The organism is Pseudomonas sp. AC112, assembly GCF_979253545.1.
Genome location: NZ_CEEDCM010000001.1, coordinates 2554892 through 2572095 on the forward strand (window position 1 = coordinate 2554892; position 17204 = coordinate 2572095).

A 17204-nucleotide genomic window follows, 5' to 3' on the forward strand; every position below is an offset into this window, starting at 1 on the left:
CCTTGTAATCCAAGGTGTCCGGCACGAACGGCAACGCTGCGCACCTTCGCCACGCCCGGAAGGAGAAACCCATGGGACAGCGTACGCCTCTGTATGACCTGCATCTCGCCCTCGGCGCGAAAATGGTCGATTTTGGCGGTTGGGATATGCCTCTGCACTACGGCTCGCAAGTTGAAGAGCACCATCAGGTGCGACGCGACTGCGGGGTGTTCGATGTATCTCATATGACCGTGATCGATGTCACCGGCCCCCAGGCCAAGGAATGGCTCCAGCACCTGCTGGCCAATGATGTCGAACGTCTGCATGGCTGCGGCCGTGCGTTGTACAGCGCCATGCTCAACGAAAAGGGCGGCGTGGTGGACGACATGATTGTCTACCGAACCGAGTCCGCCTATCGGCTGGTGGTCAATGCCGCCACCCGCGACCAGGACATGGCCTGGATGCACGCGCAGTTGGGTAACCACCAGGTGCAACTGCATGAACGGCCTGAATTGGCCATGCTCGCCATCCAGGGTCCCCACGCCCGGCAGAAGATTGCCGAGCTGGTCACCCAGTCTCGCGGCACCCTGATCCACCAGCTCAAACCCTTTGAGGGCCAAGCCGATGGCGATTGGTTCATCGCGCGCACGGGTTACACCGGCGAAGACGGCCTGGAGATTGTCCTGCCTGCCGACCAGGCACCGGGCTTTTTCAACGACTTGGTGGGCGCGGGCATTTCACCCATCGGCCTTGGCGCCCGCGATACCCTGCGCCTGGAAGCTGGGATGAACCTGTACGGCCAGGACATCCACCAGGATGTTTCGCCCCTGGCGTCGAACATGGCCTGGAGCATCGCCTGGGAGCCTGCGCAGCGTAATTTCATCGGCCGCGCCGCGCTGGAGGCGGAAAAAGCCGCCGGTGTGCAGTGGAAACTGGTCGGGCTGGTGCTGGAAGAACGCGGGGTTCTACGCGCTCACCAGGTGGTTCGTATCGCCAATATTGGCGAAGGGGAGATCACCAGTGGTAGTTTCTCTCCTACGCTGAGCAAATCCATTGCCCTGGCGCGCGTACCGACGGCAACTGCCGATCGGGCCGAAGTGGAAATCCGCGGTAAGTGGTACCCGGTTCGAGTGGTCAAACCGACCTTCGTGCGCCATGGCAAAACCTTGATCTAACCTATTTTTGGCAGGCCGAAGGCCGCTGACATTACTTCTTGAGGACACAGACTATGAGCGATATCCCTGCCGACCTGCGTTTTGCCGAAAGCCACGAATGGGCACGCCTGGAAGCTGACGGCACCGTGACCGTCGGTATTTCCGACCATGCACAGGAAGCGTTGGGTGATGTGGTGTTTGTTGAGCTGACAGAAGTGGGCAACGTATTTGCCGCGGCGGACCAGGCGGGTGTGGTTGAGTCGGTGAAAGCCGCTTCGGATATCTATTCGCCGATTGCTGGCGAAGTCATCGCGGTGAACGAAGCCTTGAGCGGCGAACCAGAGCTGCTGAACTCCGACCCTTACGGCGCGTGGATCTTCAAGCTCAAGCCAAGCAACCCGGCTGACCTGGAAAACCTGCTGGATGCTGCCGGCTACAAAGCCGCCATCGGCGAGTAAACGCAAAACCCACTGTGGGAGCGGGCTTGCTCGCGAAAGTGGAATGTCAGTCACTGAATGTGTTTCTGATACACCGCTTTCGCGAGCAAGCCCGCTCCCACATTGGATTGTGTCAGTTGTGAGTGCTTAGTTCGCTTTCAGAACCGCTTTCACTGCTGCCACCGACCGCTCCACATCCGCCTCTGTCATCGCCGTGAACATCGGCAACGACACGATCAAACGCCCCACCTTTTCTGCGACCGGGAACATGCCCTCCTTGAACCCCTGCGCCCGATAAAGGCTTAGCAGGTGGATCGGCGGGTAGTGGTAGCCGATGCCCACACCGTGGGCCTGCATCTGCTCCATAAAGGTGGCGCGAGCCGGCAGGCCGTCCTGACGCTCGGGCAGTACCAGTTGGAACAGGTGCCAGTTGCTGTTTTCGAAATCAGCCGGCGGCAGCTGCGCGCCGTATTGCTGTTCAAAATCACTGCCAAAGCATTTGAAATAGTGACGCGCCAGGTGCTGGCGGTGGGCGGTGATCTTCTCGATATGGGCAAATTGCCCCAGGCCGATGGCGGCGGCGATGTCGGTCATATTGAACTTGCCGCCCAGCACGTCTACGTCCAGGCCGTCGAAGCCCGTGCGGGTAACGCCTTGCAGGCGATATTTCTCTGCCAGCCGCGCTTCTTCGGCGTTGTTCAATACCAGGCAACCGCCCTCGGAAGAGGTGATGTTCTTGTTGGCCTGGAAGCTGAACGAGACAAAATCCCCAGTCGCGCCGATACGCTCGCCATCCCAACTGGAGCCCAGCGCCTGGGCGGCGTCCTCGACGATGCGCAGGTTGTACTTGTTCGCCAGTGCATACAGCATTGGCATGTCCAGCGGCAGGCCGGCCAGGTACACCGGGATGATCGCCTTGGTGCGCGGGGTAATGGCCGCTTCTACCTGGGCCAGGTCGATATTGCGGGTCACCGGGTCGATGTCGGCGAACACCGGGGTGGCGCCCACCTCCAGGATCACGTTGGCCGTGGCAACCCAGGAGATTGGTGTGGTGATGACCTCATCACCCGGCCCGATACCGGCGATGCGCAAGGCAATCTCCATGGTGCAGGTGCCCGAGTTGAAGGTGCGCACCGGCCGGCCACCAAAATATTCCGACAACTGCGCCTCGAAGGCCTGCACTTTCGGCCCGCTGGTGATCCAGCCCGAGCGCAATACATCACCGACCGCCGAGATGGTGGCTTCATCAATGGTGGGTTTGGAAAACGGCAGGAAGGGCTGTTGGCTCATGACGACGAAGGCATCCGTTTCAGGTTGGCGATGAGTAAGCGAGGTATCAGTACCGGCATGGTTGCACGGCTTGACTGAATATAGCCTGTCGCCTGTGAATGAAACGTCACCGTCCGGGCAAAAAAATGCCGCTTCTACAGCGGCATTTTCTGCGGTCAGAAGGCGTAACGCGCTTCCAGAAACAGGTTCTGCTCCTTGAGCTTGCCTTTGAGTTGTTCATCCCGGGCGTTCACGCGGTTCGCGAAGGTGTTGTAGCCGGTTTCAACATCGCCCATGGCGATGTAACGGTAACCAGTACCCAGCGTGATTTGCTCACTGACCTTGGCTTCCAGCCCCAAGCCTACGCTGTAGGCGAAGTTATGCTGACGGTTATTGGCGAAACGACGGGTCTCATTGGTTTGAAAGCCCTCGGCTTCAATGCGAGCGACACCTACCCCGGCCATACCGTAGAACGATAACCATGAGTTGATCGGGATGTCTTTATAGCCATTGAGCATCAAGCGTTGGCTCTGGACATGCAGGCTGTTGACGTTGGCATTGAAGGGGGCCCAGTAGGACTTGAATGTCGAGTCGTTCGGCATCGTGTATTCCCCTTCCAGACGCCAGCCATTGTCGAAGGCGTAGCCGGCGGCGAAAGAGGCGACGAATGCTTTGCTGCTGTCCGGGGCGTCCACCCTGTCCGTCACGCGCGGGCTGGTGAGCAGTGAACTGGAGAGGTTCTGGCGAGCGCTGTTGATTTTGGCTGATCCGTACCAGCTTTCTGCCTGGGCGTAGGCGGTGGTAAATGCAGAGAGCAGCAGTGCGTAGGCAATCTTGTGCATGGGCAGTGATTCGCTTTATTTAAAAAGGAACCCTTAGCTTGTTGCCCCGCAGACTGAGGCTCGACAGGACTTCTCTGTGTTCAGTTGGGAAAGCAGCAATGCTTGCGTAGTGCCCAGCGACGATGACCGTAGGAATTGAGGACAAAAAAATGCCGCTGTTAACAGCGGCATTTTTTATACAGCCCGAGTTATTCGGTCACTGCGTTTTTCGCGAGGATGGCGTTGGCCAGCTCCATGTCCGTGGCCTGCAGGCCAGGGTTATCGGCGCGGACTTTCTGCATCGCGGCTTCCAGGTACGGGCCACGGATGCCGCCGTCGCTGGCAACGAAGCTGCCTGCGTCGTCTTGCGCGGCAACCACCAGCTTGTGGTCTTTGAAGGTCAAGTACGTCGAGCCGGTGGTTGCACCCGACGAGATGACGTTGCGCCAGAAACTGTCGGCCATGGCTGAACCGACAGGGAGGGAAAGCACAGCAAGGGTTGCGACAGCATATTTGAGACGCATGATGGGTGACTCCGGGTGGGTTATCTGTACTTTATGATTGTAGTTAACCCAACCGAGTTCCATCACCGACTAAACAGTTTCAACCTTTAAAACCACGCCTTCCTGGCCAACCACCCGTACTTGAGCGCCTACGGGGCTGTCAGGCCCGGTCACCATCCATACGCCATCGCCGACTTTTACCTTGCCCCGGCCATCGACAATCGCCTGGTGCACCATGAAGGTGCGCCCGATCAGCTCCGAGCCGCGCTCATTGAGACCCGGCTGATCACTGGCCTTGGCGCTACTGCGCTGGCGCTTCCACCAGTACACCGCCGTCAAGATCGACAACACGGCAAACAGTAGGAGCTGCCATTCCAGCCCAAGGGGTGGCACCAGGAACTTGATGACACCCACGGCGGCCGCCGCGATACCCATCCACAACAGGTAGCCGCCGGCGCCGAATACTTCAAGAATCAACAGCACCGTGCCCAGTGCCAGCCAATCCCAGAACGAGAGATGCTGCAGGAAATCCCACATGGCGCTGGCCTCAGCCTTTCTTGTTGTCGAACGTTGCCTTGACGATCTCGCCGATACCGCCGACCGCGCCGATCACCTGGCTGGCCTCCAGCGGCATCAGGATGACCTTGCTGTTGTTGGCTGACGCCAGCTTGCCCAGGGCATCGATGTATTTTTGCGCAACAAAGTAGTTGACCGCTTGCACGTTGCCCGACGCAATCGCCTCCGACACCACCTGTGTCGCACGGGCCTCTGCTTCGGCCTGACGCTCACGGGCCTCGGACTCAAGGAACGCCGCCTGCCGGCTACCTTCGGCCTCGAGGATCTGCGCCTGCTTCTTGCCTTCTGCGGTCAGGATCGCCGAGGCGCGCAGGCCTTCGGCTTCGAGGATTTGTGCACGCTTGATCCGTTCGGCTTTCATCTGGCCGGACATGGCGGCCATCAGGTCGGCGGGCGGGCTGATGTCCTTGATCTCGATACGGGTGATCTTGATACCCCATGGCGCGGTGGCTTCGTCCACGGTTTTAAGCAGTTTTTCGTTGATGCCGTCACGTTGGCTGAGCATCGCATCCAGCTCCATGGAGCCGAGCACGGTACGGATGTTGGTTTGCAGCAGGTTGCGGATAGCGTGTTCGAGGTTGTTGACCTCGTAGGCGGCCTGGGCAGTGTTGACCACCTGGAAGAAGCACACGGCGTCGATCTGCACGGTGGCGTTGTCGGCGGTGATGACTTCCTGGGGCGGGATATCCAGCACGCTTTCCATCACGTTGATCTTGCGACCGATGCGATCCATGATCGGGATGATGATGTTCAGGCCAGGCTTGAGGGTGTTGGTATAGCGGCCGAAACGCTCGACCGTCCACTGGTAACCCTGGGGGACGACCTTGAAGCCCATGAACAGGATGGCGATGGCCAAACCCACGAAAAGAAGCAGTACGGTTCCGATCTGCATAGCGATTCCCTATCTGATGGTGTCAGTGAAACGACGTTCGGCCGATTGTAACGGTCTTGTCACCGATAAGAACGGTTTCACCGCGTAACAAACAAAGGATTTGTTACCGAATCCCCAGGGGTCACCCGTAATACTTCCGCCATCGTGGTCAGCCCCGCTTCGACTTTTTGCAGGCCGGCCCTGCGCAGGCTGCACATGCCTTGGGCCACCGCGGCCTGGCGCAGCACCTGCACATCGGCCCCTGGCGTGATCAGAGTCTTGAGTTCCTCGTTCAACACCATGATTTCGTAAACGCCGGCCCGCCCCCGATACCCGCTGTTGCGACATTCAACGCACCCCACCGCTTCGTGGACCTCCCCCTGCGCACGTTTGCAGTGGGGGCACAGAACCCGCACCAACCGTTGCGCCATCACGCCCAGCAACGTGGCTTTGATCAAATAATGCGCAATGCCCAGCTCCTGCAAGCGGCTGATCGCGCTGGGAGCATCGTTGGTATGCAGGGTCGACAGCACCAGGTGCCCGGTCAACGCAGCCTGGATCGCCATTTCAGCGGTTTCCTGGTCGCGGATCTCGCCGATCATGATGATGTCCGGGTCCTGGCGCAGCAGAGCGCGGACGCCGCTGGCAAAGGTCAGGTCGATGTTGTGCTGCACCTGCATCTGGTTGAACGCCGGCTCGACCATCTCGACAGGGTCTTCCACCGTGCACAGGTTGATCTCGCGGGTCGCCAGTTGTCGGAGCGTGGTGTAGAGCGTGCTGGTCTTGCCGGAACCGGTCGGGCCGGTGACCAGGATGATGCCGTTGGTTTGCTGGGTCATGGTGTGCCAGCGCTGTTGGTCATCCACGGACAAACCCAGCTGGTCAAAGCCCTTGAGCAGCACCTGCGGGTCGAAAATACGCATCACCAGTTTCTCGCCAAACGCTGTCGGCAAGGTGGAAAGGCGCAACTCCACCTCCACCCCCGTGGGACTTTTGGTCTTGACCCGACCGTCCTGGGGCCTGCGTTTTTCCGCCACGTTCATACGCCCCAGGCTTTTCAGGCGGCTGACCACGGCCATCGTGACCTGGGGCGGAAACTGATAGACGTCATGCAGCAAACCGTCGATGCGAAAGCGCACGCGGCCGTGTTCGCGGCACGGCTCAATGTGGATGTCACTGGCGCGCTGGCCGAAAGCGTACTGCAACAACCAGTCGACGATATTGACGATATGCGCGTCGTTGGCATCCGGTTCCTGGTCGCTGGCGCCGAGGTTGAGCAGGTCGACAGGGCCGGGCGCCGCGACCTTTTGGTCGGCACCGCTGACGGACTTGGCCAACCGATAGAACTCACCGATGCAACGCGCAATGTCCTGGGGGTTGGCGACCACGCGCTTGATCGAACGCTTGAGCACCTGGGCCAGCCCGGCTTCCCAACTGCTGACGTAGGGCTGGGCGCTGGCGACGGTAACGGTCTGCGCGTCCACCGCTACGGCAAGGATGGCGTGGCGCTGGGCAAATGCCTGGGACATCAGCGGCACTACCGCTGCCGCGTCGATCTTCAAGGGATCAATGCGCAGATAAGGTTGCCCGGCCTGCTGGGCAAGCCATTCGGTCAGGGTTTCCAGGTGAGGACCCAGGGCTGCGATGCGCTCCAGGGGATGCTCGGTGTTGCTGGCCGGCAATGCCGACAAGTGCTGCGCGACTTCGGGAGTGATCAGTCGCCCTTCGACCAAAGCCGGCAACAGCTGATGCAGTTCCAATCGTTGATCGACAAGCATGGTGGATTTCCTGGGAGGCAGTAGGCATGAATCCCAGGCTAGCCAGGCTCTGGCTATCCACCTCCCCGCGTGTATTGCAGGCTTTTACTGGGCGACGGCCACCACCGTCGCAGGCCCCACGGAATCGGCGGACCACAGATCCAGCGTGCAAACGCTGATCAGGTTTCGAATCTTTTCACCGATCACCTGGGCGCGGTGCCAGCTCAAGCCATCGATCACGATGTCGAGGTGCAGCAGATCGTCTTCCCGGCACGCTGTGACCTGCTGAGGCGTGAGGAACTGCAGGGCGAAAAAGTTGAGTACCCGGCACAACACGTCCGGCTCCGCCTCCGCGACGATCCGGTAGTGCGCCTGGCAATGGGCGCTATTCACGGCCCACGCATCAACGCGGGTAACAGGGTGGGTGGTTTCGACGGCGTGCATGCGGGCTCTCCTAAATCGGCTGGAGAAATTTTTACATTCGCCTCGGGAGATTTCTTATCTAAGATGAGCCTGTTATTCGATTAATCGACTCATTCAATTCAAGATAAGCGCCATAACAGGTATTTATATGCACAGCGAGCTGGACGCCTACGACCGCCGTATCCTGGCTCTGTTGCAAGAGGACGCCTCGCTTTCCAGCGCGCAGATCGCCGAACAGGTGGGGCTGTCTCAGTCACCGTGCTGGCGGCGGATCCAGCGGCTGAAAGAAGAGGGCGTGATTCGTGGCCAGGTGACCCTGCTGGACCGCAAGAAGATCGGCCTCAATACGCAGATTTTCGCCGAGGTAAAACTCAACGCCCACGGACGTTCCAACTTCACCGAGTTCACCGATGCGATTCGTGGGTTTCCGGAAGTATTGGAGTGTTATGTGCTGATGGGGGCGGTGGATTTTCTGCTGCGCATCGTCACCTCGGACATCGAGGCGTATGAGCGGTTTTTCTTTGAGAAACTGTCGATGGTGCCGGGGATTCAGGAGGTCAACTCGATTGTGGCGTTGTCCGAGATCAAGTCCACCACCAGCCTGCCAGTATTGCGCTGACAGGGATGGCCTTATCGCCGGCAAGCCGGCTCCTACAGGGACAGTGCAGGAGCCGGCGACAGCGAACTTACAGACGCAACAAGGTCTTCCAGGCACGGTTCTGATACACCGCAATCGCCTGATGCATCCGCGCATCCAGCGACTCGTCGGTGATTGGCTGGTTGGCCAGCTGAACCAGCTTGTTCAGCTCGCCATACAGGCGGTCGAGTTCCGGGATGTCCACCACCTGACGCGCGTGGTGCAGCCAGGCCTGGATACGTTCGATACGCGGCAGTTGCTCAGCCAGGTCTTCCGGCTGTTGTTGGTAGCGCGGCAGTTGCAGGGCGACGGCATCGTCGGCCAACAGGCGCGGCAGCCAGTTGGTGATCTGCGCAGCGCCTTGGCGGTTGCCCCGTACGTTGCGGTCTGCGGTCCAGGTGCGGGCCAGCAGCCAGCGCGAAGCGTTCAGTGAGAACAGGCCCCAGCGCACGTCGTCCAATTCTTCGACGAATTGTTCCGGCGCGGCTTTGCGAATGTCTTCATCGTCATCACCGGCCTGAACCAGCGGGCGCCAGTCTTCAAGCAATGCATCCAGTGCGCTGCGCAGTTCGCTGGTGGATTGGCGCGGTGCGGCCTGGCCGAGGCTACCGATCAGGGCGCGCAGTTCGCCGAGGTTGTCGACCCAGTCCTGCAGCAGACGCCAGTGGCCATTGAACCGGTATTGCTCGGCCAGGCGCTGGCTGCTGCCGAGCAGGTGCCACATGATCGCGGCGAAGGCGTCGTCCAGTGGCATTTCAGCGTGCAGTTGTGGCGCGGGCATGCTCAGGGAGTAGCTGCTGGCGTCGTACAGGCGGTAGCCGCGTTCGGCCTTGCTGATGTCACAGGGCATCAGCGCCAGGGTCGCGGCCAGTTCGGCGGCCAGTTCCAGCAACGCGGCCGGCTCACCTTCGCGCAGTTCCAGTTCGAGTTCGCAGATTTCTTCTTTCTGCTTGCCGACCACCACATGGCCGAGGTCCAGGGCGGCTTCGATCACCACCTTGGCCTTGCCACGGCCCCAGGCGATTTCGGCGCGTTCACGCACGAAGTCGGTGGTGAAGATCGGCTTGAGGGTTTTCTTGTCCAACTCGGCCAGTTGCTCGGGCCAGCATTCGCCGTCGAGCTTCTTCACATCGAGCTTGGCTTTGGGCAATTCCCAGTTGTACTCGTTACGTTCCGACAAGCCGGCGACGCTTTGGCCACGGGTCTTGAGGGTCTGGATGATGTCGTCACCGTCCTTGCGCAAGCGCAGGGCGACTTTGGCCTGGGCCAGGTCGCGCTCGGGGGTGTCGAAGTACTGGTTCATCAACTCACGGCGTTCCCAGCCACTTTTGTTGCGTTTTTTCAGGAGCGGGTGCTCACGCAGCGCGGCGAGGGTCTCGCGGCTGACGCGGAGCTTGATTTCAGTTTCTTTCTGCATGGCCGGAAAATCCAGGATCGGGAGCGCAGCCGGGGAAAAGAGTGGCTGCCAAGGTCGTGCAGTGTACAGGACTGAGCCCGGCAACGTGCCGCAACGGTTTATTGTGTCGTGCAGATGGTTCTATAGTGAGGCTCATCCGGGAAGTAGAGAGACCGCGCATGCCGTTACCGTCCATGAAAGAGCAGTTTGCCGCGCTGATTGCCGCACCGTCGGTCAGTTGCACCCAGGCGTCTCTCGACCAGACCAACCGCCCGGTGATCGATTTGCTCGCCAGTTGGCTGGGTGACCTGGGTTTTGCCATCGACATCCAGCAAGTCAGCCCTGGCAAATTCAACCTGCTGGCCAGCTTCGGCAGTGGCCCTGGTGGCCTGGTGCTGTCGGGGCATAGCGACACCGTCCCCTATGACGCGGCGCTGTGGAAGACCGATCCGCTCAAGCTGACGGAAGTAGACGGCCGTTGGGTCGGATTGGGCAGTTGCGACATGAAGGGGTTTTTTGCCTTGGCCATCGAGGCGGTGTTGCCGCTGCTGGATCAGCCGTTCAAGCAGCCACTGCTGATCCTTGCGACCTGCGATGAAGAAAGCTCCATGTCCGGCGCCCGCGCACTGGCCGAAGCGGGGCGCCCGCTGGGTCGCGCCGCGGTGATCGGCGAGCCGACCGGGCTCAAGCCCATCCGCCTGCACAAAGGCGTGATGATGGAACGCATCGACATCCTTGGCCAAAGCGGCCATTCATCGGACCCCCGCCTGGGCCACAGCGCCCTGGAAGCCATGCACGACGCCATTGGCGAACTGCGTGGTTTGCGCCTGGCCTGGCAGCGCGAGTATCGCAACCCGCAATTCAGTGTGCCGCAACCGACCATGAACTTCGGCTGCATCCACGGCGGTGATAACCCCAACCGCATCTGCGGCCAGTGTTCCCTGGAATTCGACCTGCGCCCTCTGCCCGGGATGGACCCGCAGGTGCTGCGCGATGCCATCCGGCAGAAGCTCCAGCCGTTGGCCGAGCGCCATCAGGTCAAGATTGATTACGCGCCACTGTTCCCCGAAGTACCACCCTTCGAACAGCCGGAAGATGCCGAACTGGTGCGGGTTGCGGAACGATTGACCGGCCACCGTGCCGAAGCAGTAGCGTTCGGCACCGAAGCGCCTTATCTTCAGCGCCTGGGTTGTGAAACCCTGGTGCTCGGCCCTGGCGACATCGCCTGCGCCCATCAGCCGGGCGAGTACCTCGAAATGTCACGCTTGACGCCTACAGTGCGTCTATTGCGGGAACTGATCGAACATTACTGCCTGAAACCTGCATAAATTAACCCCTGCCTGTTCGTACATAGAAGGAGAGTGAGCGTGTCGCCAAGCCTGTTCCGACGATAACCATCAGCCTGCTGTGCGCTTTCACGATCCATCCTTTTTCGGCTGCTTTTTATTACAGGCCCAGGTTCCATGCCCGACTACGTTAATTGGCTTCGTCACGCTTCCCCTTACATCAACGCTCATCGCGACTGCACCTTTGTGGTCATGTTGCCCGGCGACGGTGTGGAACACCCCAACTTCGGCAATATCGTCCACGACCTAGTGCTGCTCCACAGCCTGGGCGTGCGATTGGTATTGGTCCACGGTTCGCGCCCACAGATCGAAGCGCGCCTTGAAGCACGCGGCCTGACCCCGGCGTACCACGAAGGCTTGCGCATCACCGATGCCGCGACGCTGGAGTGTGTGATCGACGCGGTTGGCCAGCTGCGTATTGCCATCGAAGCGCGCCTGTCCATGGACATGGCCTCGTCGCCGATGCAGGGTTCGCGCCTGCGGGTGGCCAGCGGCAACCTGGTGACGGCGCGTCCGATCGGCGTATTGGAAGGCGTCGACTACCACCACACCGGCGAAGTGCGCCGTGTCGACCGCAAGGGTATCAACCGCCTGCTGGATGAACGCTCGATCGTGCTGCTGTCGCCGTTGGGCTACTCGCCGACCGGTGAAATCTTCAACCTGGCCTGCGAAGACGTCGCCACTCGCGCCGCCATTGACCTGGGCGCTGACAAGCTGCTGCTGTTCGGCGCAGACATGGGCCTGATCGATGAAAACGGTCGCCTGGTGCGCGAACTGCGCCCGCAACAAGTGCCGGCTCATTTGCAGCGCCTGGGCAGCAGTAACTATCAGGCTGAATTGCTGGATGCGGCCGCCGAGGCCTGCCGGGGTGGAGTAGGGCGCAGCCATATTGTCAGCTACGCCGAAGACGGCGCCTTGCTCACTGAGCTGTTCACCCGGGACGGCGGCGGTACGCTGGTAGCCCAGGAACAATTCGAACTGGTGCGCGAAGCGGCGATTGAAGACGTCGGTGGCTTGCTCGACTTGATCAGCCCGTTGGAAGAGCAGGGCATCCTGGTGCGTCGCTCGCGGGAGGTGCTGGAGCGTGAGATCGAGCAGTTCAGCGTGGTGGAGCGCGAAGGCATGATCATCGCGTGTGCGGCGCTGTATCAGATCGCGGATTCGGACGCGGGTGAGCTGGCGTGCCTGGCGGTGAACCCGGAGTACCGTCACGGCGCGCGGGGTGATGTGTTGCTGGAGCGAATCCAGACGCGTGCCCGTGCCCAGGGCTTGAAGACCTTGTTTGTCCTCACTACCCGCACCGCCCACTGGTTCCGTGAGCGGGGGTTTGTGCCGAGCAGCGTGGATCGCCTGCCGTCGGCGCGGGCGTCGCTGTACAACTATCAGCGTAATTCGAAGATTTTCGAGAAGGCCCTGTAATCCCCATTCTGTAGGAGCCGGCTTGCCGGCGATGGTGTTTTCAAGGGCGCCATCGCCGGCAAGCCGGCTCCCACAGGGTTCAGGGCTTGACGAATTTGTCGGTCACGTACGCTGAATAGTCTGGCAACACTGCCTCAACCTTTCCTTGTTCCTTCAAGAACTTCGCCGTCTCCCCAATCGCCTTCGCCGTGCCGCCTTTAAGCAGCGCGTCAGTCTGCTGTGCCTGCGCATCCGGGAACGTGGTGCCGGCCAACAGCTCTGGGATATCGGCGGCGTTTGAACCTGTCAGTTTGGCGATTTTCTGTACCGGCTCGGAATCCACCGTCCAGGCATCTTTATGGGCGGCGTAGTCGGCGAAGGCGTCCAGCGTGACCTTGGCAAATTTGGCCACTACGTCAGGATGTTTTTGCACAAAATCCTTGCGTGCCACCCACACCTCAAACGTTGGTGCGCCCCACTGACCCACCTGGGCCGCGTCTGTCAGGGTCTTGCCGGTCTTGCGGATCTCTCCGAGCGCGGGTGACCAGACAAAAGCGCCGTCGATGTCGCCACGTTTCCACGCGGCGGCAATTTCGGCGGGTTGCAGGTTCACCACTTTGACTTGCTTGTTATCCAGGCCCCAGTGCTTCAGTGCGCCGAGCAGGCTGTAATGAGAGGTGGAGACAAAAGGTGTGGCGATGGTCTTGCCGATCAGGTCTTCGGGTTTTTCGATGCCGCTGCCGGTACGCACCACCAATGCTTCAGAAGTATTGATCTGGGCCGATACGATAAACGCGACGATGGGTAGATTGCGCGAAGCTGCTGCAGCGAGGGGGCTGGAACCGAGGTTGCCGATTTGCACATCGCCGGAGGCGATAGCCGTTACGACTTCCGGCCCACTGTTGAACCGGCGCCAGGCGATCTTCTCGCCAATGGCCTTTTCATACAGGCCGTCGGCCTGTGGGACTTTGCTGGGATCAATGCCGGTTTGGTAGCCGATGGTTAAATCGGCGGCTTTGACACCAAAAGAAAGTATTAGTGACACAAAAACTGTAACAAATTGACGGGAGGATGTGCGTTTGGCCATGATGGCGTCGCCTTTTTGATCGTGGGTGACGTATGCAACAGTACGGCCACACTAAACGATCTAAAAAAGCGCTAACAAATACCCTTTAGGAATTAGCTTATGGAGCGGTTCGTCTACCCTGACTTGTCCGTGTCATGCAAAGGCTTATTCCCGAATCGTATGAAAAAGAATGAAACAATTCTTTTTGGGTGTATGAAAAACTCATTACCCTGCAGGGACCAAATCAACTGCGATTAGACGAAGGTAGTAGACACACAAGGTTACGATTGACTTGGTAGTCACTATCTGGCGCTAATCGCGCATCTGTGGATCGAGGGCGTCAGACCCGAGACCAAAGAAATACAAAAATTAGAAATGAGAGGAGCGGTACATGAAGAAGTCAACATTGGCGTTGGCCGTGGCTGTAGCTGCGATTGCCCAACAGGCAAACTCCGCCGGTTTCATCGAAGACAGCAAGGCAACACTGGGGCTGCGTAACTTTTACATCAACACCGATAACCGTGATGGTGCTGCAAAGCCGTCCAAGAACGAAGAGTGGGGCCAAGGCTTCGATCTGCGCTTCATTTCGGGCTATACCCAAGGCACCGTTCAATTCGGCGTTGACGCAATCGGCCTGTACGGCGTGCGTCTCGATTCCGGCCGTGGCACCAGCGGTAACATCACCGGCACTTCGTCCGGCGGTACTGTGTTCCCGAGCGACGGTAACCGCGCGGTCAACGATTTCGCGAGCCTGGGCGTAACCGGTAAGGTCAAAATCTCCCAAACCGAACTGAAGCTGGGCACCTTGCAGCCTAAGCTGCCAGTTATCGTGACCAACGATGGTCGTCTGTTGCCGCAAACCTTCCAAGGTGGCCAGATCACTACCAACGACATCAAGGATTTGACCCTGGTTGCTGGTCAGGTGGAAAAGGCCAAGGGCCGTAACTCCAGCAACAACGAAAATCTGTCGATCGGTGGCGCCAACGGTAGCTCTAACTACAGAACCGGTACATTCAGCAACAAGTTCTACTACGCTGGTGGTGACTACAAGCTGACCAAGGACCTGACTGCCCAGTACTACTACGGCAATCTGGAAGACTTCTACAAGCAGCACTTCCTGGGTCTGACCCACAACTGGGCAATCGGCCCGGGCGTTTTGAAGTCTGACCTGCGTTATTTCAACAGTTCGGACGATGGTAAGAATGGCGACACCGCCGCTTACTACTCCAGCGGTAACTACAACAACTTCAACGCCGGTAAAGGCAAGGTCGATAACAACCTGTACAGCGGCCTGTTCCTGTATACCGTTGCCGGCCACACCTTCGGTGGTGGTTACCAGGTCAGCAATGGCAGCAGCGACTTCCCTTGGTTGAACCAGGGTGACGGCTCGTCGGCTTACATCACGACCGACATGCAAATCCAGAAGTTCGCCCGCGCTGGCGAGCGTACCTGGCAAGCTCGCTACGCCTATGACTTCGCAAAAGTCGGTGTACCTGGCCTGACCGCTGGCGTTGTTTACCTTAAAGGTAGCGACATCGACACCATCGCCAACAACGCTGGCCGTGCCGAAACCACCGGTCAATCCGAGTGGGAGCGCGACATCACCGTTGCCTACGTGATTCCAGAAGGCCCGCTGAAAAACCTCGGCGTCGCCTGGAAAAACGCTATGTGGCGTACCGACCTGGCGAACACCCGTTCCCAGGACGAAAACCGTCTGATCGTCAGCTACTCGCTGCCACTGTTCTAGTAGCGTGAAGCTGTTGTAAGTGTGCAAAACCTTGCCCGGTGCAACACCGGGCAAGGTGTCTTGCTTTCAGGTCGGGCCAAACCCCCGCAGGCCCTTCCTGAACCCCTCTGTGTACAGCGTCTCAAGGCCTTCTCGAACCTTGGAAACGATGGTGCTCCTCGCCTTCGAATACGTCCAATGAACAGATTTTTAATATTCTTTTATCGTCTAGATAAATCGATATTTATTCTTTTTAAATAATCCGCAATGCATGCACAGTGGGCTCCATAAGCACTCACCAGGAGCCACACCATGAGCCTAAGACTGGGCGATATCGCCCCCGACTTCGAACAGGATTCCAGCGCCGGCAAGATTCGTTTCCACGAATGGCTGGGCGATAGCTGGGGTGTGTTGTTTTCCCACCCGGCGGACTTCACCCCGGTGTGCACCACCGAGTTGGGCTTCACCGCCAAGCTCAAGGACGAATTCGCCCAGCGTGGCGTCAAGGCCATCGCCCTGTCGGTGGACCCGGTGGACTCGCACCACAAGTGGATCGAAGACATCAACGAAACCCAGAACACCATCGTCAACTTCCCGATCCTGGCCGACGCCGATCGCAAGGTGTCTGACCTGTATGACCTGATCCACCCCAACGCCAGTGACACCCTCACCGTGCGTTCCTTGTTCGTGATCGATCCGAACAAGAAGATCCGCCTGACCATCACCTACCCGGCCAGCACCGGGCGCAATTTCCACGAAATCCTGCGGGTCATCGACTCGTTGCAGCTGACCGACAACCACAAGGTTGCCACGCCCGCCAACTGGCAGGACGGTGACGAGGTGGTGATCGTGCCGTCGCTCAAGGATGAGGACGAGATCAAGAAACGCTTTCCGAAGGGTTACCGGGCGGTGAAGCCGTACCTGCGGCTCACCCCGCAGCCCAATCGTTGATGCTGATGTCGCTATCGCCGGCAAGCCGGCTCCTACAGGTGATCACATTCCAATTGTAGGAGCCGGCTTGCCGGCGATGGCGATCGTTCTGACGAATCACATAGCAGGGGTTTTCAGGCCGTTTTCACGGCCTTTTTTTTCGCCTGGGATTTGATCGCTCTTATATGCATTTAAAGAATAAACACATGAAAAAATAAGATTTAAAGATATATAAATCTGCTGATAAGGTCTGTTCCATCTTGGCGCCATCGCCACACAGCGAACCGCCGACACCTGCTCAAGGAATTCCTGCATGTTGGTCGTAACACTTGGAGGCAGTCCCAGCCAGCGTTCCCGCTCCGGGGTGTTGCTGGATAAAACCCGTCAGTGGTTGCAAGACAAAGGCGTAGAAGTGGTGAGTTACCAGATACGGGACTTCCCGGCGGAGGACTTGCTGCACGCGCGCTTCGACAGCCCCAAGGTCATCGACCTGCTGCAACAAGTGGCTAACGCGGACGGCCTGGTGATCGCTACGCCGGTGTACAAGGCGTCGTTCTCCGGCGCGCTGAAAACCGTGCTGGACCTGCTGCCCGAGCGCGCCCTGGCCCACAAGATCGTATTGCCAATGGCCACCGGCGGCAGCATCGCCCACATGCTGGCGGTGGACTACGCGTTGAAGCCGGTGCTGTCGGCGCTGAAAGCCCAGGAATTGCTGCACGGCATCTTTGCCGAAGACAGCCAGATTGCTTATGGCGAGGGCAGCGCCCAGGCGCAACTGGTGCCGGTGCTCGAACACCGTTTGCACGAGGCCCTGGAAACGCTTTACGGCGCCATGGCCCGTCGCCCGAAACCGCTGGACCCCCATGTGTTGAATGAACGTTTGTTGAGTGCTCGCTGGAGCATCTGAGCCTTACC

At 59.3% G+C, this 17204-nt stretch carries 18 protein-coding genes; 8 read left to right on the forward strand and 10 right to left on the reverse strand.

The annotated features are described in order from the left end of the window. The first annotated feature begins 71 nt into the window (after nt 1-71). A complete protein-coding gene (gene gcvT, locus AC0IYN_RS11765; protein ID WP_457268045.1) occupies nt 72-1154 on the forward strand; it encodes a glycine cleavage system aminomethyltransferase GcvT in 1083 nt (360 codons plus the stop codon). Nucleotides 1155-1207: 53 nt separating this feature from the next. Then, nucleotides 1208-1591 carry a glycine cleavage system protein GcvH gene (gene gcvH, locus AC0IYN_RS11770; protein ID WP_025857391.1) on the forward strand — a complete coding sequence of 128 codons (384 nt, stop codon included), beginning with the start codon at nt 1208-1210 and terminating at the stop codon, nt 1589-1591. A 126-nt stretch (nt 1592-1717) separates the two neighbouring features. Here gcvH and AC0IYN_RS11775 read toward each other — a convergent pair whose 3' ends face one another. The 7 genes from AC0IYN_RS11775 to AC0IYN_RS11805 form a co-directional block, all read right to left on the reverse strand. Then, nucleotides 1718-2860: a DegT/DnrJ/EryC1/StrS family aminotransferase gene (locus AC0IYN_RS11775; RefSeq protein WP_457240365.1), complete on the reverse strand. Its 1143-nt coding sequence runs from the start codon at nt 2858-2860 to the stop codon at nt 1718-1720. A 155-nt stretch (nt 2861-3015) separates the two neighbouring features. Further along, nucleotides 3016-3681 carry an outer membrane protein gene (locus tag AC0IYN_RS11780; RefSeq protein ID WP_457240366.1) on the reverse strand — a complete coding sequence of 222 codons (666 nt, stop codon included), beginning with the start codon at nt 3679-3681 and terminating at the stop codon, nt 3016-3018. A gap of 188 nt (nt 3682-3869) precedes the next feature. Then, nucleotides 3870-4184: a DUF2388 domain-containing protein gene (locus tag AC0IYN_RS11785; protein WP_003176799.1), complete on the reverse strand. Its 315-nt coding sequence runs from the start codon at nt 4182-4184 to the stop codon at nt 3870-3872. A 69-nt stretch (nt 4185-4253) separates the two neighbouring features. After that, complete coding sequence (locus AC0IYN_RS11790) at nt 4254-4700, reverse strand: NfeD family protein (protein WP_034110117.1); 447 nt, start codon at nt 4698-4700, stop codon at nt 4254-4256. A 10-nt stretch (nt 4701-4710) separates the two neighbouring features. Next, complete coding sequence (locus AC0IYN_RS11795) at nt 4711-5631, reverse strand: SPFH domain-containing protein (RefSeq protein WP_078050636.1); 921 nt, start codon at nt 5629-5631, stop codon at nt 4711-4713. Between the two features lie 77 nt (nt 5632-5708). Next, complete coding sequence (locus AC0IYN_RS11800; RefSeq protein WP_471841509.1) at nt 5709-7388, reverse strand: GspE/PulE family protein; 1680 nt, start codon at nt 7386-7388, stop codon at nt 5709-5711. 84 nt (nt 7389-7472) lie between these two features. Next, nucleotides 7473-7811, reverse strand: a complete 339-nt coding sequence (locus tag AC0IYN_RS11805; RefSeq protein WP_457267933.1) for a hypothetical protein — start codon at nt 7809-7811, stop codon at nt 7473-7475. A 127-nt stretch (nt 7812-7938) separates the two neighbouring features. On the opposite strand from AC0IYN_RS11805, the gene AC0IYN_RS11810 reads away from it, so the two are divergent. Continuing rightward, nucleotides 7939-8409, forward strand: coding sequence for an Lrp/AsnC family transcriptional regulator (locus AC0IYN_RS11810; protein WP_010207358.1), 471 nt, complete (start codon nt 7939-7941; stop codon nt 8407-8409). A gap of 67 nt (nt 8410-8476) precedes the next feature. Here AC0IYN_RS11810 and AC0IYN_RS11815 read toward each other — a convergent pair whose 3' ends face one another. Continuing rightward, entirely contained in the window at nt 8477-9844 is a 1368-nt protein-coding gene (locus tag AC0IYN_RS11815; RefSeq protein WP_471841510.1) for a CYTH domain-containing protein, read from the reverse strand. Nucleotides 9845-10002: 158 nt separating this feature from the next. Here AC0IYN_RS11815 and argE point away from each other — a divergent pair, with 158 nt between their 5' ends. Both argE and argA read left to right on the forward strand, forming a co-directional pair. Further along, nucleotides 10003-11151 carry an acetylornithine deacetylase gene (argE, locus tag AC0IYN_RS11820; RefSeq protein ID WP_078050632.1) on the forward strand — a complete coding sequence of 383 codons (1149 nt, stop codon included), beginning with the start codon at nt 10003-10005 and terminating at the stop codon, nt 11149-11151. A 135-nt stretch (nt 11152-11286) separates the two neighbouring features. Then, nucleotides 11287-12588, forward strand: coding sequence for an amino-acid N-acetyltransferase (gene argA / locus AC0IYN_RS11825; protein ID WP_122427232.1), 1302 nt, complete (start codon nt 11287-11289; stop codon nt 12586-12588). 79 nt (nt 12589-12667) lie between these two features. On the opposite strand, the gene tauA is transcribed toward argA, so the two are convergent. After that, a complete protein-coding gene (gene tauA / locus AC0IYN_RS11830) occupies nt 12668-13654 on the reverse strand; it encodes a taurine ABC transporter substrate-binding protein (protein ID WP_457248923.1) in 987 nt (328 codons plus the stop codon). 370 nt (nt 13655-14024) lie between these two features. Here tauA and AC0IYN_RS11835 point away from each other — a divergent pair, with 370 nt between their 5' ends. Next, a complete protein-coding gene (locus tag AC0IYN_RS11835) occupies nt 14025-15380 on the forward strand; it encodes an OprD family porin (RefSeq protein ID WP_457240552.1) in 1356 nt (451 codons plus the stop codon). A gap of 291 nt (nt 15381-15671) precedes the next feature. Next, on the forward strand, nt 15672-16310 hold the full coding sequence (locus tag AC0IYN_RS11840) for a peroxiredoxin (RefSeq protein WP_038850715.1): 639 nt from the start codon (nt 15672-15674) through the stop codon (nt 16308-16310). A 96-nt stretch (nt 16311-16406) separates the two neighbouring features. Here the strand turns inward: AC0IYN_RS11840 and AC0IYN_RS11845 are convergent, their stop codons facing one another. Further along, nucleotides 16407-16604 (reverse strand): hypothetical protein, encoded by a 198-nt coding sequence (locus tag AC0IYN_RS11845; protein ID WP_406599726.1) that lies wholly within the window; start codon nt 16602-16604, stop codon nt 16407-16409. Between AC0IYN_RS11845 and ssuE the strand changes: the two genes are divergently transcribed. Further along, on the forward strand, nt 16603-17196 hold the full coding sequence (gene ssuE, locus AC0IYN_RS11850; RefSeq protein WP_015886424.1) for an NADPH-dependent FMN reductase: 594 nt from the start codon (nt 16603-16605) through the stop codon (nt 17194-17196). The genes AC0IYN_RS11845 and ssuE overlap by 2 nt on opposite strands. Nucleotides 17197-17204: the final 8 nt, after the last annotated feature.